The organism is Nitrosospira lacus (genome assembly GCF_000355765.4).
GTDB lineage: Bacteria > Pseudomonadota > Gammaproteobacteria > Burkholderiales > Nitrosomonadaceae > Nitrosospira > Nitrosospira lacus.
This window is the reverse complement of sequence record NZ_CP021106.3, coordinates 2,355,100-2,371,029: the sequence shown is the minus strand read 5'-3', so window position 1 is coordinate 2,371,029 and position 15,930 is coordinate 2,355,100. Positions and strand designations below refer to the sequence as shown.

General features: G+C 56.6%; 14 protein-coding genes. 11 read left to right on the top strand and 3 right to left on the bottom strand.

Annotation, left to right across the window (positions count from 1 at the left end; translation table 11 throughout):
• Positions 1–26: 26 nt before the first annotated feature.
• The 8 genes from EBAPG3_RS15570 to EBAPG3_RS10745 all read left to right on the top strand — a co-directional run bounded on the left by EBAPG3_RS15570 (position 27) and on the right by EBAPG3_RS10745 (position 7,449).
• Positions 27–152, top strand: a complete 126-nt coding sequence (locus tag EBAPG3_RS15570) for a hypothetical protein (RefSeq protein WP_257789914.1) — start codon at positions 27–29, stop codon at positions 150–152.
• Positions 153–625: 473 nt separating this feature from the next.
• A complete protein-coding gene (locus EBAPG3_RS10775; protein ID WP_051049127.1) occupies positions 626–3,613 on the top strand; it encodes a monovalent cation/H+ antiporter subunit A in 2,988 nt (995 codons plus the stop codon).
• Positions 3,613–3,957, top strand: a complete 345-nt coding sequence (locus tag EBAPG3_RS10770) for a Na+/H+ antiporter subunit C (protein ID WP_004181309.1) — start codon at positions 3,613–3,615, stop codon at positions 3,955–3,957. The genes EBAPG3_RS10775 and EBAPG3_RS10770 overlap by 1 nt, the downstream gene beginning before the upstream one ends.
• Positions 3,954–5,660: a monovalent cation/H+ antiporter subunit D gene (locus EBAPG3_RS10765; protein ID WP_004181310.1), complete on the top strand. Its 1,707-nt coding sequence runs from the start codon at positions 3,954–3,956 to the stop codon at positions 5,658–5,660. The genes EBAPG3_RS10770 and EBAPG3_RS10765 overlap by 4 nt, the downstream gene beginning before the upstream one ends.
• Positions 5,657–6,145 (top strand): Na+/H+ antiporter subunit E, encoded by a 489-nt coding sequence (locus EBAPG3_RS10760; RefSeq protein WP_004181312.1) that lies wholly within the window; start codon positions 5,657–5,659, stop codon positions 6,143–6,145. Before EBAPG3_RS10765 ends, EBAPG3_RS10760 begins: the two co-directional genes overlap by 4 nt.
• The gene (locus tag EBAPG3_RS10755; RefSeq protein ID WP_004181313.1) at positions 6,142–6,423 is read left to right on the top strand and encodes a K+/H+ antiporter subunit F; all 282 of its coding nucleotides are present in this window, start codon (positions 6,142–6,144) and stop codon (positions 6,421–6,423) included. Before EBAPG3_RS10760 ends, EBAPG3_RS10755 begins: the two co-directional genes overlap by 4 nt.
• The gene (gene mnhG / locus EBAPG3_RS10750; RefSeq protein WP_004181314.1) at positions 6,420–6,785 is read left to right on the top strand and encodes a monovalent cation/H(+) antiporter subunit G; all 366 of its coding nucleotides are present in this window, start codon (positions 6,420–6,422) and stop codon (positions 6,783–6,785) included. The genes EBAPG3_RS10755 and mnhG overlap by 4 nt, the downstream gene beginning before the upstream one ends.
• A 94-nt stretch (positions 6,786–6,879) precedes the next feature.
• Complete coding sequence (locus EBAPG3_RS10745) at positions 6,880–7,449, top strand: lipocalin family protein (protein WP_004181315.1); 570 nt, start codon at positions 6,880–6,882, stop codon at positions 7,447–7,449.
• A 102-nt stretch (positions 7,450–7,551) separates the two neighbouring features.
• On the opposite strand, the gene EBAPG3_RS10740 is transcribed toward EBAPG3_RS10745, so the two are convergent.
• Positions 7,552–7,929, bottom strand: a complete 378-nt coding sequence (locus EBAPG3_RS10740) for a DUF2238 domain-containing protein (RefSeq protein ID WP_081607308.1) — start codon at positions 7,927–7,929, stop codon at positions 7,552–7,554.
• A gap of 1,003 nt (positions 7,930–8,932) precedes the next feature.
• On the opposite strand from EBAPG3_RS10740, the gene EBAPG3_RS10735 reads away from it, so the two are divergent.
• From EBAPG3_RS10735 to EBAPG3_RS10725, 3 genes are all read left to right on the top strand, one after another.
• On the top strand, positions 8,933–11,299 hold the full coding sequence (locus EBAPG3_RS10735) for a Tex family protein (protein WP_004181320.1): 2,367 nt from the start codon (positions 8,933–8,935) through the stop codon (positions 11,297–11,299).
• Positions 11,300–11,444: 145 nt separating this feature from the next.
• On the top strand, positions 11,445–11,753 hold the full coding sequence (locus EBAPG3_RS10730; protein ID WP_227869199.1) for a PadR family transcriptional regulator: 309 nt from the start codon (positions 11,445–11,447) through the stop codon (positions 11,751–11,753).
• Positions 11,750–12,595 carry a sugar transferase gene (locus EBAPG3_RS10725; RefSeq protein WP_004181321.1) on the top strand — a complete coding sequence of 282 codons (846 nt, stop codon included), beginning with the start codon at positions 11,750–11,752 and terminating at the stop codon, positions 12,593–12,595. Before EBAPG3_RS10730 ends, EBAPG3_RS10725 begins: the two co-directional genes overlap by 4 nt.
• Positions 12,596–12,870: 275 nt before the next feature.
• Here EBAPG3_RS10725 and EBAPG3_RS10720 read toward each other — a convergent pair whose 3' ends face one another.
• A complete protein-coding gene (locus tag EBAPG3_RS10720) occupies positions 12,871–14,082 on the bottom strand; it encodes an NADH:flavin oxidoreductase/NADH oxidase (RefSeq protein WP_004181322.1) in 1,212 nt (403 codons plus the stop codon).
• Positions 14,083–14,201: 119 nt separating this feature from the next.
• Entirely contained in the window at positions 14,202–15,851 is a 1,650-nt protein-coding gene (locus EBAPG3_RS10715) for a tetratricopeptide repeat protein (RefSeq protein ID WP_004181323.1), read from the bottom strand.
• Positions 15,852–15,930: the final 79 nt, after the last annotated feature.

Here is a 15,930-nt window from a genome sequence, read left to right as displayed (position 1 = left end):
GGATGATAATACTTGAAGCGGTTGCCATGGCAATCGCAGCTTTCATTCTGAACGATGATCCGTTATTTAACCACGGTGAGTTCGACATCCTCAAGGCGGCGTCGGTTCGTTCATTAAAAGCCGGTAAAGGGAGTGCCGAATGTATGCGTTGATCTTGTCGATAAACGCCGCTTTAGATATTACTTGCTTTTTAACGCAGCCGCCATATAAGAACGAGCATGGTAAATCATTGTCCGGCATTCAAGTCCATTTTACCGCCGGATGGTAATTTCTTCATTTACCCGTGCCGCCATGAGTACCAGTTCTTCAGGGCGAGCGTCTCACAGATAATGATATTATTAGGGCTGGCATGTAAACTGCTTAGCCCGGGTTGTGGCGCATCGCTCGCTTCCGCCCGTTCTGCTTTCATCTCAATGTATCGGATGCTCTTGCCCGCAGGTGGGCATATTCGCCGGATCGAGCGGACTGGTCAGGGTCTGCCCCTTCCTGGGAGAATCAACCCTGACTCCGGCGGATGACCGCTTCTCGTATTATGATTTAGGAATATTTTTGCGTAACTTAATCTTCTTTTTGGTGAATCCGCTTCCCCTATCCACCTGCCGGATTTAGGTTAAATCAACATGTCATGTCGCTAGTCTGGATCGTCGTCCTGCCATTCGTAGGCAGTCTCTGTGCTGCGTTTGTGCCTTCCCACTCCCGCAATGCCGAGGCCTGGCTTGCGGGTGCGGTCGCGGTTGCCTGCGTGGCAATGACGTTGCAGTGCTATCCGCAAATAACCGAAGGGGAGGTGCTGCGGGAGACGTTGCAATGGGCACCGGGCCTGGGTCTGGATCTGGTGTTTCGCATGGATGGCTTCGCATGGCTGTTTGCCATGCTGGTGACCGTGATGGGCGCGCTGGTGGTGCTGTATGCGCGCTACTACATGTCTGCGCAGGATCCCGTGCCGCGTTTTTTCTCATTCCTGCTGGCTTTCATGGGCGCCATGCTCGGCGTGGTGTTGTCGGGCAACCTGATTCAGCTGGTGGTGTTCTGGGAGTTGACCAGCCTGACATCATTCATGCTTATTGCATACTGGTACCACCGTGCCGATGCGCGTCACGGCGCCCGCATGGCGCTGACCGTCACCGCGGCAGGCGGGTTGTGCCTGCTTGCGGGGGTGATGATACTGGGGCGCATCGCGGGCAGTTATGATCTGGATGTAGTGCTGGCTTCGGGCGAGCTGATTCGGGCGCATTCATGGTACCTGCCGGCGCTGATCCTGGTCGCGCTGGGAGCCCTGACCAAGAGTGCCCAGTTTCCGTTTCACTTCTGGCTGCCGCATGCGATGGCGGCACCCACGCCGGTATCCGTTTATCTGCATTCGGCGACGATGGTTAAAGCGGGCGTGTTTCTGCTCGTGCGGCTCTGGCCCGTGCTCGCAGGCACCGATGAGTGGTTCTGGATCATTGGCAGCGCGGGTCTTTGCTCGCTGGTCCTGGGCGCATACATGGCAATTTTTCAACGTGACATGAAGGGCGTGCTGGCGTATTCGACCATTAGCCATCTGGGTCTGATTACGCTGCTGCTCGGACTTAACAGTTCACTTGCATTGATAGCGGCCATTTTTCATATCATGAGCCATGCGACGTTCAAGGCGTCGCTATTCATGGCGGCCGGCATAGTCGACCACGAAACCGGTACACGCGACCTGTCGCGGCTGAGCGGCTTGTACCGCGCGATGCCTCTCACCGCCACGCTTGCCACGGTTGGGGCGGCAGCGATGGCGGGGGTGCCATTGCTCAATGGTTTCATCTCGAAGGAGATGTTTTTCACCGAGACGATATTCATCAGCGGCAACGCGATCACGCGCATCGGCTTGCCAGCAATGGCTGTGATCTGGGGAATATTCAGCGTCGCCTATTCACTGCGTTTTATCCTGCAAGTATATTTCGGGCCATCCGCCACGGATTTGCCAAGAAAACCGCACGAACCCCCGTTCTGGATGCTGTTTCCCAGTGCGCTGCTGGTGATGACCTGTCTTGTGGTCGGCATGATTCCCGCGAGAGCTGTCGGGCCATATCTGGATATGGCAGCGCGATCCGTGCTGGGGCCGGACATGCCGTTCTACAGCCTGGCTGTATGGCATGGCTGGAATCTGCCCCTGATCATGAGCCTGGCGGCAATGGCCGGCGGCGTCGTGCTGTACAGGATGCTTGGCAAATATCAACAGGGTACGGCGGTGGTGCCGTTGATCGACCGCTTCCACCTGGACGGCAAACTCATTTTTGAATTCCTTCTTGTAAAGCTGGACGCCCTGGCGGTTTGGTTGACGCAGTGGCTGTCGACAGAGCGGCTGCAAGTTCAATTGCTGCTGCTGATCTGCGCGGTATTTGCGAGCGCGCTGATCCCGTTGTCAAACGGGGGGCTGCCCAGGAGCAATATGTCCGTGGCACCGGTTGAACCGGCTTTCGCGCTCATGTGGCTCGTCGGCGCGGCCTGCGCGATCGGCGCCGCCACCCAGGCCAAGTACCATCGTCTCGCGGCACTCAGCTTGGCGGGTGCGGCGGGGCTCGCCACTTGCATGACCTTCGTCTGGTTTTCCGCGCCCGACCTGGCGCTGACACAGCTCATCGTGGAGGTGGTGACGCTTGTCCTGCTCCTGCTGGGTTTGCGCTGGCTTCCTCCGCGCTATAAATCGGTGGACGACAAACAGGTCCCGCTTCGTGTACGCCTGCGTGCCCGAACCCGGCGGCTGCGGGACTTGGTGCTGGCGATAATTGCGGGCACCGGCCTGGCCGTGTTGAGCTATGCGGTACTGACACGGCAGGCGGTGGAAGGCATTTCACCATTTTTCATCGAGAATTCCCTGCCGCTCGCTGGTGGCGCCAATGTCATCAATGTGATCCTGGTCGACTTCCGGGGTTTCGATACGCTGGGCGAAATCACAGTCCTGGGAATCGTGGCGCTGACGGTTTTCGCATTGCTGCGACGCTTCCGCCCTGCACCCGAGAGCATGGAACTGCCGGTCCAGCAGCGGGATCAGGACGGGCAAACCGGTGCATTACCGCCGGACCCGCATGCATTGCTTCCAACGGGACCGATGATGCTGCCGGGGGTGATCGTGCAATTGCTGCTGCCGATCGCGGGCATGGTAGCGGTTTTCTTTCTCCTCCGCGGACATAATGAGCCGGGCGGCGGTTTTGTCGCCGGATTGATCGTGGCGACGGCGGTCATCCTCCAATATCTGGTGGGGGGTACCGCCTGGGCAGAATCGCGCACCCGGATTTTTCCGCAATACTGGATCGCGCTGGGCCTGTTGTGCGCTTTGGGCGCCGGTTTGGCGGCATGGCTGGCGGCGCGTCCATTCCTCTCTGCCCTGACATGGCATACGGTCTTGCCGCTAATCGGCGAGCTGCATCTTTCCACCGTGATGTTGTTTGATATCGGTGTATTTCTGCTGGTGATCGGCGCCACGGTACTGATCCTGGTGGCGCTGGCACACCAATCGCGGCGCGGACATCGCAAGCAGGGCACCGCATACGTGGAACCCGGAGCCGGGCTGGCAACGGCGCCCACCGCGCAGGCCTCAGAGACTCCGGCCGGTACTTCAGCGTACGCCAGCAAGGAGAATTGATGGAAGTTATCTATGCCCTGGCAATTGGCGTATTGACCGGATCGGGGGTGTGGCTGCTTCTGCGTCCGCGCACCTTTCAGGTCATCATGGGACTTACCTTGCTGTCGTATGCGGTAAACCTGTTCATTTTCGGAATGGGGCGGCTGACCGTAGGGCTCGTTCCCATCATCGATACCCTCAGGCAAGCCGATTCATCGCTCTACGATGATCCCGTGCCGCAGGCACTGGTCCTGACGGCAATCGTGATTGGTTTTGCCACCACGGCGCTGTTTCTGGTGGTGCTGCTGGCTTCACGCGGCCTGACGGGCACTGACCATGTCGAAGGCGAAGAGCTGGAGCCATGAATACCTGGATACAGCATCTTCCCATATTTCCGATAGTCATCCCGCTGCTGGCGGGGGCGACCATGCTGCTGTTCGCTGAAGCGCGGCGCACGGAACGCACGATCGTTGCCCTTTGCGCCGCACTGGCGAATCTGGCGGTCGCGGTTGCGCTGACTTACGTGGTCAGCGACGCAATGCCGGAGACCTGGCCGGAAGGCATTGCTGTCTATCTGCTGGGAGGCTGGGAGGCGCCATTCGGCATTGTGCTGGTGGTGGACCGGCTGTCGGCGGTGATGCTGCTGCTCAACGCGGTGCTGGCACTGGCATCGCTGGTGTATGCACTGGCGCGCTGGAAACGGATGGGGCCGCATTTCCAGTCGCTGTTCCAGTTTATCGTCATGGGAATAAACGGCGCATTCCTGACCGGCGATCTGTTCAACCTGTTCGTATTCGTGGAAGTACTGCTGGCCGCTTCCTATGGCCTGGCGCTGCATGGCCTGGGCGCGGCCAGGGTCAAGGCAGGCCTGCACTATATCGCCGTCAATCTGGCGGGATCGTTTGTTTTCCTGATCGGGGTTTCATTGATCTACGGTGCAAGCGGAACGCTGAACATGGCGGATCTCGCCGTACGCGTTCCGGCACTGGCGGACGGCGACCGTATCCTGTTCGAGACCGGCGCGGCGATCCTGGGCGTGGCTTTCCTGCTCAAGGCGGGAGCGTGGCCGCTGAACTTCTGGCTGCCGACCACTTATAGCGCCGCCGCGCCGCCGGTGGCGGCCATATTTTCGATCATGACAAAGGTAGGGATTTACGCGTTGCTGCGCCTGGGCTCGCTGTTATCCGACTCATTCATTTCAGCCGGCCACCTGGGTGCCCCGGCCCCGTTCGGTGACGACTGGCTGTTCGGCATCGGCCTGGCCACCCTTTTGCTGGGCACCGCCGGCATGCTGGCCGCGCGCCAGCTGCAGCGGCTGGCCGCATATTGTGTCATCGCATCGGCCGGCACGCTGCTGACAGCGCTCGGTCTGGGCGGCGCCGGGATGAAGAGCGCCGCATTGTTTTATCTGGTCAGCTCGGTGCTGGCGACGGGTGCTTTCTTCATGCTGAGCGAGATGATCGAGCGTACCCAGCGATCCGGCAAGGACGTTGCGGAAGATACGGACGAATCATCCGGTCTTGAGGAACCGCTTGATCCCAGCCGTCCCGACGAGGCCGTGGGAATCGTCATACCGGCGGCAATGGCATTTCTGGGCATGAGCTTCATCGCATGCGCGCTCCTGGTGACCGGGCTGCCTCCATTATCGGGTTTCGTCGCCAAGTTCTGGATTCTTTCCGCGGCGCTGGATACCGTACCACTCGACACGCCGCTCGAGGCGCTGCCGATATCGGTGTGGGTGCTGTGGGGGGCGGTGCTGGGGTCGAGCCTGGTCGGCATCATCGCGCTGTGCAAAATGGGCGTGCGGCTGTTCTGGAGTTCGGACGAGATCGTGACGCCGCAGTTGCACCTGATCGAAGCGGCACCCGTCGCCGTGCTGCTTCTGCTCAGTGTGGCGCTGACGGCAGGGGCGGGCCCGGCATCGGATTTTTTGGGTCTCGCGGGACATTCGTTGTCCTCGCCGCAGACGTACATCGACACGGTACTGGGAGGCGGAGCGGTACCGCATTCCTTGCAAGAGACAGAGGTAATCGAGATCATCGGGGGAATAGGGGGAATAAGGCGATGAAGCGCTGGCCGTCCCTGACATTATTCACAGTGATGCTGCTTGCCTTATGGTTCCTGCTCAACGATACGCTGGCGCCCGGCCAGCTGCTGCTGGGCCTGTTACTGACGGTTGCCATCACGCTCGGGACGGCTGTCATGCGGCCATTACGCGCACGCCCCCACCATCTGCTGGTCGCGGCAAGGCTCATTTTTGTTGTGCTGCTGGATATCGCCCGCTCGAATATTGCCGTCGCGGGCGTCATCCTGGGCTCGGCAAAACGGCGCTCCAATTCGGGCTTCATGAAGATACCCATCGATCTGCGCGATCCATACGGGCTGGCGGCGCTGGCCTGTATAATTACCGCGACACCGGGCACCGTCTGGGCCGGCCTGTCGGCGGATGGGAGCGACCTGACGCTTCATGTGCTGGATCTGCAGGATGAGGAAACCTGGATTCGCACGATCAAGCACCGTTACGAACGTCCATTGATGGAGATTTTCGAATGACTACACTGTTGCCCTGGGCCCTATCCTTCGCGCTGATCGCGTTCGCGCTGGCCATGCTATGCGCGGCGATCCGCCTGTTGCGGGGACCAGCCGCCGAAGACCGCGTGCTGGCGCTCGATACATTATATGTTAATAGCATGTTGACGGTGCTGACGCTGGGTATCCAGTTCGGCTCAAGAATCTATTTCGATATCGCCCTGCTGATTGCCCTGTTCGGTTTCGTCGGTTCAGCCGCGATGGCGAAGTTCCTGCTGCGCGGAGAGGTGATCGAGCCATGACAATCCCGGATATTCCTCCATGGGCCGATCTGCTGGCTTCACTGCTATTGATAGCCAGCGGCGTGCTGACGCTGATCGGCTCATTCAGCTTGCTGAGATTGCCCGATTTGTTCGCGCGCATACACGGGCCTACCATGGGCAATACGCTTGGTTTGGGTTGCGTATTGCTGGCGTCGATATTGATTGCTTCCTTGCAGGCACACCGGCTGGTGTTCCAGGAGGTGCTGATCACGCTGTTTGTGGTAGGCACGTCGCCCGTAACCGCGATGCTGCTGATGCGGGCGGGGATGTACCGCAGGCGCGCGGATGCGGGCAAGAAAGCCACGCACCCTCGGGGTGGTGCCGAGGGAGTCTCTGAATAGATCTTTCCGCGGGCGGCGGGTTGCGATATTCTAGCGGTAACGCTGATCCGCCATGAGGGCACGTCGCCGTTCAACAAATTGGAGAGGAAGCCCAATGCAAAAATTATTGCTTATACTGGTAGCGGCATATTCGCTGATACTGACAGGATGCGCGGTGGGGGTTCCCAAGGGGATTACCCCGGTGAAGAACTTCGATACCCAGCGATATCTCGGAGACTGGTTCGAGATTGCGCGGCTCGAGCATTCGTATGAAAAAGGGTTGAGCAACATCACGGCCAATTACAGCCTCCGTGAGGACGGCGGCATCCGGGTCCTGAACAGCGGATATGATCCGCAGAAAAAAGTGTGGCGGACAGCGGAGGGCAAGGCGTATTTCGTGGAAAGCCCTGACATCGGTTATCTCAAGGTGTCGTTCTTTGGCCCATTTTATGGTTCATACGTGGTGTTCGACCTGGATGAAGCCGCCTACCAGTATTCGTACGTCACCGGACCGGATCGCAGTTATTTATGGTTTCTTTCCAGAACGCCGCACGTCGACGACGAAGCATTGCAAAGGTTTATAAAAAAAGCTGACGAGCTGGGGTTCGATACAAAGAAGCTTATCTATGTAGACCAGGGAGGGGTTGCGGCTCCGAAAACCCAGGCGATGGGCGCCAAGGATTAAGCGCTTGCCCCTGAAGCGTCCAGTAGAGAAAATTCTCGTTATCTATTCCGGCTGAACGCGGCGTGATTGAGAGATCAATGCCATTGATTTGATTGCCGTCTATTACGCCGGCCCAGTGCCGGGACTGACAATTTTGGCTACCAATGATTCCATTACCTCAAAGCCAATACTCGCGGTCAGGATCAAGCTTACCGGCAGCCAGTTCGCCGCCCAGCCTCGAACGTTGCTGGTGCGTACCATAAGCCCTCGAAACGGATAGGTCAGCAGGAACTCAAACCCGAAATGGATAACGCGATCATATGGATTTCTGCTCAGGCCGAACAATTCTTTCAACCAACCCCGATAGGGATTGGGCATAGCCGGTATTTGTGCCGACGGCATGCAGGTGAGGAAGATTGCTATTAACAGATACAAAAGGTTTGAAAAGGTAAATCGGCGGTAGGTGACCGTGAGCAAACCAGCAAAGATAATGACAAGAATATTTTTAAGAAGCTATCAGAGCCAGGTGCAGGAACCTGTTTGCGGTGAATGAATAATAGACGTGGTCATGACCCCATTAGCACTCTGACAGCTTCACGCTTTCCAAAGTCGCATACAGCGTATTTGATTCACCAAATTTTACTTTAATACTCAATGGTGGGACCCAAAATCAGCACCGGTCTAAAATGGAAATTTCCGGCTTTTTAGGCCTGCCAAACAAAAGTTTTCTCTTGCTTGGCAAACCTTTGGTTGAGTAGATGTTCTGCTGTACTTAAGTCCAATTCGCTAGCTCAGCCATAAAGCCTAAAATATAAGAATAAAATGTAAACATCCATAATTTTTCACCTTTAGGGCCTTTCAATGTTTAAAAGTGGGATAACCGCATTCCTTGTAGCAATGCTCTTAACAGGCTGTGCGACTGTACGAGAAAGTTATGGGCCAGACGGCCGTAAAGCATATGCACTCAATTGTAGTGGAACTGCAAGAGGCTGGGATAAGTGTTACTCAGCAGCAGGTGAAATATGCGGCACACACGGCTACGACGTACTTGATAGAAACAGTGAAAGTATGGCAGCGATAGGTGGCGGTTTTCAAGGTGCATTTGGTGCTAAGACAAATGAAAGAACAATGTTAATTGCCTGCAAGGTCAGATAAAGGGAAGAGGGGCGGTTTGCGTGGCCGCAGCAGCAACGGACGCGCCACCACCGCTCGCGCTGTTACCGGCATTGACCAAAAGATAAGGATCAACCGCGCCTTGTGGGTACTGGCAGAGGAAATACGAAAACTCAAAGCCTGAAAAAAATAGCCCAGCCCGAGCGGGGTGGACTATTTGGCACTCACGGGTTATTTCGTTGGACTCGTGAATCCGGGTTTTAACCTGTCTGCGCGGCACTCGCCTCCGGATCAGCCGCCATCGATGATATGATGGGCGCGGTCCTGCGTCAGACCTGCCTCGCCATGCCGTATCAGGCATATTCAAAAACATTATTCCCCAATCAGACCTATGCTGCCATCCATCGAACAACGTTTATCCCATGAACTTGCCGCCAAGCCTGCACAGGTTGCCGCCGCCATTGCCTTGCTCGATGAAGGCGCTACTGTGCCGTTTATCGCACGCTACCGCAAGGAGGCTACCGGCGGGCTGGACGATATCCAGTTGCGCCTGCTGGAGGAGCGGCTGACCTATCTGCGCGAACTGGAGGACCGGCGCGCCGCGATCATTGCTTCCATCGAGGAGCAGGGAAAGATGACACCGGCATTGCTGGCCTCGATCAACCAGGCGGAAGACAAGACGCGCCTCGAAGACCTGTATCTGCCCTTCAAGAAAAAGCGCCGCACCAAGGCGCAAATCGCACTGGAGGCCGGGTTGGAACCGTTGGCGGATGCGTTGCTGGCTAACCCAATGCTGCAACCCGAGGAAGAAGCCGGTAAATACCTGAAAGCCGCTTTTACCACCGATCAGGGCGACAACCCGGGTGTGGAAGATGCCAAAGCCGCGCTTGAAGGCGCGCGCCAGATCCTGGTGGAGCGCTTTGCCGAAGATGCAACGCTGCTTCAATGGCTACGTGAATACCTGCTGGCGCATGGCGTAGTGGAGTCGAAGATCATCAAGGGAAAAGAAGAAGAGGGCGCCAAATTTGCCGATTACTTCGACTCTTCCGAAACGATCAATACCATCCCTTCGCACCGCGCCCTGGCGATGCTGCGTGGCCGCCGCGAGGAAATCCTGCATGTCGGCTTGCGGCTCGATTCCGAAGCGGAAAAACCCAAATGGGATGCACCGCTCAATCCCTGCGAGGCGCATATTGCCACCCGCTTCCGCATCAAAAATCAGGGCCGGCCGGCTGACGCATGGCTCAGCGATACCGTCCGCTGGACTTGGCGGGTGAAGAGTTTTCCGCATCTGGAAAACGAATTGATGGGCGCACTGCGCAAGCGTGCAGAAACCGAGGCCATCCATGTTTTTGCGCGCAACTTGAAGGCGCTGCTGCTGGCGGCACCCGCCGGGCCGCGCGCCACCATGGGCCTCGACCCTGGCCTGCGCACCGGCGTAAAGGTGGCGGTGGTGGATGCCACCGGCAAGGTCATGGAAACCGCCGTGATTTATCCCCACCAGCCGAAGAACGATTGGGAGGGATCACTGCATGCTCTGGGAAAACTGGCTGAAAAACATGGAGTATCGCTGATTTCCATCGGTAACGGCACGGCCTCGCGGGAAACCGACAAGCTGGCGAGAGACCTGATCAAGCTGCGCCCCGCGCTCAAACTGACCTCGATCGTGGTGTCGGAAGCGGGCGCGTCGGTCTATTCCGCTTCCGAATTCGCTTCGCGCGAATTGCCCGATATGGACGTATCGCTGCGCGGTGCCGTATCCATTGCACGCCGCTTGCAAGACCCGCTGGCGGAACTGGTTAAGGTCGATCCCAAGTCCATCGGGGTCGGCCAATACCAGCACGATGTCGCACAGACCCAGCTCGCGCGTTCGCTTGATGCCGTGGTGGAGGATTGTGTCAATGCCGTGGGCGTGGATGTCAATACTGCCTCGCCGCTATTGCTGGAACGGGTGTCCGGGCTCAACAGCACCGTAGCGCAAAGCATCGTCGCTTACCGCGACAAAAAAGGAATGTTTACGTCGCGCGCGGCTCTGCGCGAAGTCCCGCGCCTGGGCGACAAGACCTTCGAGCAGGCGGCTGGGTTCCTGCGCATCATGAACGGCGACAACCCGCTGGATGCCTCGGCCGTGCATCCCGAGTCGTATCCGCTGGTGGAAAAAATCATCGCCGACCTCAAGCAGGATATCAAGGCGATTATCGGCAACGGCCCGCTATTGAAGTCGCTGAATCCCGCGAAGTATGCGGATGGCAAGTATGGGATACCGACCATCAGCGACATCCTGGGTGAACTGGAAAAGCCGGGCCGCGACCCGCGCCCGGAATTCACCACCGCCACCTTCAAGGAGGGCGTGAACGAGATGAAGGATCTGCGCCCGGACATGATCCTGGAAGGGGTGGTGACCAACGTTGCCGCTTTTGGCGCATTCGTGGATATCGGCGTGCATCAGGATGGGCTGGTGCATATTTCCGCGCTTGCCGACAAATTCGTGAAAGATCCTCATACCGTGGTCAAGGTGGGGCAGGTGGTGAAGGTCAAGGTGGTGGAGATTGACGAAAAGCGGAAGCGGATTGCGCTCACCATGCGCTTGGCAGATACAGCGGGGCAGCGTGAAAGCAAGCCTGAGCAGCGTAGCGACACACCCGAACATCGTGGTGGCAGAAGGGATGATTCATCGCGGCCCAAGTCGCAACAACAAAAACGGGAACCTGAACCTAGCGGCGCAATGGCGGCGGCTTTTGCGAGATTGAAGAATTAAAGGGCAGTGAATTCAAATATTAGATTTCATTTGAAGCCTTTATAAGACAGGGAAGAATAAGAAATTAGAGGTATTCGCCATTCAGCGCGCCGAAATGGTTTTCGCGATCTTGACAAGGATTCAATCCCTATGTAGACTTGCTACTATGATAGATTCTGATAAAAAAGAGCCTCGACTTAGCTTGCAAAGTTTGAGAGTTCTGCAAATGTTTGCAACAAGCCCACAAGACCACCTCTCTGGGGCCGACATAAGAATGGTTACAGGTTTGTCTTCTGGTACCCTCTATCCTATTTTGATGCGTTTTGAAGACGCTGGATGGCTTACAAGTCGATGGGAGGATGTGGAGCCTTCTAACGTAGGGCGTCCTCGCAAACGTTTCTATAAAATTACCGCAAGAGGCCAAGTGAAAACGATTGAAGCTTTTATTACCATTGAAGGCAGAGGATTTGCATGAGTTTAGGCACAATCGCCCTCACGATATTACTCGCGATTATTATTGATGAGCTTATTCAATGGTCCTCTCGCCTTGCGGTTGCCATAATCAATTGGAATACAAGGAATCTATCCATATCCATACGTGAGCGGTATAGAGAAGAATGGTTGGCAGACCTAGATACATATCCGGGGCGAATGAGCAAATTATTCTTTGCTCTAGATACTGGTCGAGCGGCATTTTTAATTGACCATTATCACCGTTTAGGAAAAATTTCTCCATGGACTCCAATTTTTATTCGTATGTTTGATTTTTGGTTGGCTTTATTGGTAATTTTGATAGTTTTTCCGGTTTTGTTTGCAGTGTATGTTTTGATACGTCTAGAAACGCGGGGGAGCGGCTTCGAAGGTATTGAAGCTGTGGGACGAGATGGTAAGGTGTTTAAATATCTTTTATTTAGAACACGAAGACGAGCAAATACTTATTCGAATAGACAGGGTATACGAGAACAAACGGCGTTGGGGAAACTATTGGTTAAGGCAAATCTAAATGTTTTGCCACTACTTATTAACATAGTTCGTGGGGATATGAGCTTTGTGGGACCTCGACCAGAACGCCCGAATGTCTTTCAAAAAACGACCCTAAGTGCTGTATATAAGCAGAGATTCCGGGTTCGACCAGGGATCACAGGGCTTGCACAGATTAATTCTCTTAGACGACAAATATCTTCTGCGGAAGCAATAAAATTTGACTTGGTTTTCTTACAGCACTACGGACTTCCTCAACATTTAAAGGTATTGTGCGAGACATTCTCCTTCAATATCATGGAGCCGTTCCAAAAAATTTGGAAGCGCTATCTATAAAATCTCACTTTAGTGAACCTCCGCTTAATCGCCTTGCTGTTCGACTCTAGTTCCCGGACGCAGAAGTAGTCATTGACGACGAGGTTGAAATGCCTTTCATTGTCTGCGCCCTGTGTTCGTCCTTCGCTCAACGCGATGAACTGATCGTCCATATAGAAGGGGCAGCACCCCAGCCGCAGCTTCGCAATTTGAATGTGAAGAATTTTTGCTGATTATTCGATTGACATGAATTATTCAAGCCTTTCCTCCATCAGATACTTCTTGTATTGCGGCCTTTATTTCGCTCGCCGTTTCACCGCATAGCCATACTGCGTCGGCCACGCCGGTTCCTCCCCCATGGAATGTTGCGCCTTGATGGCCCAGTACGGCTCGCGCAACAGCTCCCGTCCGATGAAAACGAGGTCTGCCTGGCCGCTGGTGATGATTTCATCCGCATATTGTGGATCGGTAATCATACCCAGGCCGCCGGTGCGGATTTTCGCTTCCTCGCGAATGCGCCGGGCAAAAGGAATCTGGTAACCTCTTGATACGGGAATCTTCGCATCGGGTGTCGCGCCGCCGGAGGAGACGTCGATCAGATCCACGCCCAGCGCCTTCAGTTCCCTGCAAAGCACAATCGATTGCTCGATGTCCCAGCCGCCGTGAGTCCAATCGGTTGCTGATATTCGCACGAAGAAGGGCAACTCGTGGGGAATGATCCCGCGCAATCGTCCGGCGAGGCGCAGCAAGAGCCGCATGCGGTTTTCGAGACTGCCGCCGTATTCATCGGTGCGGTGATTGCTGAGGGGCGATAAAAACTCGTGCATCAAGTAGCCGTGCGCGGCGTGAAGCTCGATGAGTTTGAAGCCTGCCGCCAGCGCGCGTTTCGTGGCGGTTTCCCAGGCGTCGATGCAATGCCCGATATCCGCTTCCGACATCGCCGCCGGAACCGGGTCTCCCGCATCGAAGGGCAGGGGGCTGGGTCCGATAACCGGCCAGCCCCCCTCAGTAGCTGTTTTAAGGCTGCGCCCGCCGGTCCATGGCTTATCGCAACTGGCCTTGCGCCCGGCGTGGGCGAGCTGGATGCCGGGAATGGCGCCTTGCGTCTCCACGAACCGCGCGATCCGGGCCAGCGGTTCGATATGCTCGTCTTTCCATATTCCCATGTCGGCAGGGGAGATGCGCCCCTCGGCGGTGACTGCCGTCGCCTCGACGATCACCAGCCCCACGCCGCCCATCGCCCGGCTACCGAGGTGGACCAGATGGAAGTCATTGGCAAAACCGTCCTCCGCCGAGTACATGCACATCGGCGACATCGCGATGCGGTTGGGGAAGGTAATGCCGCGAATGGTCAATGGAGACAGCAGATCCACTTCAGGCACTTCGCGGTCATGCTCGCACTGGCACTGACTTTGGAAAGCATTTTGCGTCATGCTTTCGCTGGTAAACGGGTCATTTTCCGGGCGAAGAGGAGGGTGTTCGAGTTTGTCGGGGTCATAGTGGGACATGATTTTTCCTTTCTTGAAACATACCCGCCAATCAATCTGGCATGGGAATCCAAATGCAGATAATCCATTAGGCGGCTCTCTGAGCCTACGCCTCTCTGAGCCTACGCAAGTGCCGGCGGTCAGTGCTTTCCAAGAAAGGCCTTGGCCTGAATCAGTTCACTGCGTGCGGTATCATAATTGGCCGCCAGGGTCTGAAGCCTGGCGTAATAGTCGCGGGCTTCCTTTCGGTCGCCTGACGCTTCCGCAGCGCGAGCAGCACCGTAAATGCTGCGGAAGCGATTGGGATCGCGTTTCAATGAGTGCTCGAACTCGGCAAATGCCTGTGCCGGACGGTCGAGCCCCAGCAGCATCTCTCCCAGCAGCTCGCGAGAAGAGGCCACGTTCCCCGGAGTCACCGGGTGCTTGTCGCTTGCCTCTTCAGCTTCCGCGGCAGCGCGCATCAACCGCACTGCCTCGTCGTTGCGATTCTCCGCGAGAGCAAGCCAGGCATCGACCGCCTTGATTTGAAAGTCTGTCTGACCCGCCCAATAGTCCAATTTGGCCGCCGTCATCGTTTCCTTGAGTGCCTGGAGTCGTGCCACATCCTTGTGTGCGGCCGCGATATCTCCGCTGCGCGCGGCGCCCAGGCCGCGGGCAAAGACAAGGATCGCTTCGGCCTGCGGGAATTTGCTCCAGGCCAAGTCGGCGGGGGACAGTTCGAGTGCGGCAGCGCCTTTCCAGTCGCCACGTTCCAGCGCAAAGCGAGCTGGAATGGCGGCAAAGGCGTACGCGGCCGGAAGATTTTCCACGTTGACCTTGCGGATCGACGTGGCTTCGTCCACCAGGCGCCTGGCTGCCTTGTCCTGCGCTTGCTGGAGGTGGGCGAAAACCATGTAGTCCATGGCGTGCAGGGCATCATACGCACCAATGCCAAGGGTCGCTTCCTTGAGTTCGCTCTTGGCTGCAAGATAAGAGGCGCGATTGCTCTCCGCCATCTCATGCCAGAGGCCAACCCGGCTGAAGATGTGCGACGGCATGTGCAGTGCGTGCGGCACCGAGGGCGCGACCCGGGCATAGGCCCTGGCTGCAGGAAGACCCTTTTCCGCCAGTTCGGCATAATCATACGTGTGGATCAGATAGTGGGCGACCCCCGGATGATCCGGATGTTTCTTGAATAACGGTTCCAGGATATTCGCCGCTGCAAGCTGGTTAGCGAAAGTTTTATCAGCGGGCAGCGCCGTGGCGTTGAGCACGAGGGCGTAGAGGATCTGTGCTTCGATGTCGCGCGGATAGCGTGCCGCCACGCCTTTCATTGCTTCCTGGAAAGCCAGTAGGCGTGGGCGGTAATCGGTTGTTTCCCAATCCTTGAAGAACGCGGCTAACGCGGCGATATAATCGCGTTCACGCTCGCTCTTGGCACCCACGCGCTGGGCATCTGCCACGGCGGATGCACCTTCCTTCCATGCCTTCGGGCCGGGCGGCCACGTGAACGGATTGCCTATGGACATGATCGCAATGCCCCAGTAAGCCATGCCACATTCGGGATCTTGGCGGAGTACTCTGCCAAACGAGTCGATTGCCGGATAGAACCAGAAGGAATGAAATAGTGCCATACCCCGGTTGAATTCCTTCTGCGCCTCGGTGCTGCAACTGACCGGGAAGTTCACCTCGCCCAGTTTTTCGGGCAGAGCATTCCCCACCGGGTCATGTTCATCATGTCCCCAAGCTCCGGGTGGCGCGATGCAGAACAGTATCGTCAGCATCCATGATGTGGTTTTTGCCGAAGCCATACTATCTCCTCAAGTGCCCAGATACATTCATGATAGTACAGACAGATGGAATTTGTACTTGGGGGCGATGTATGTCCGT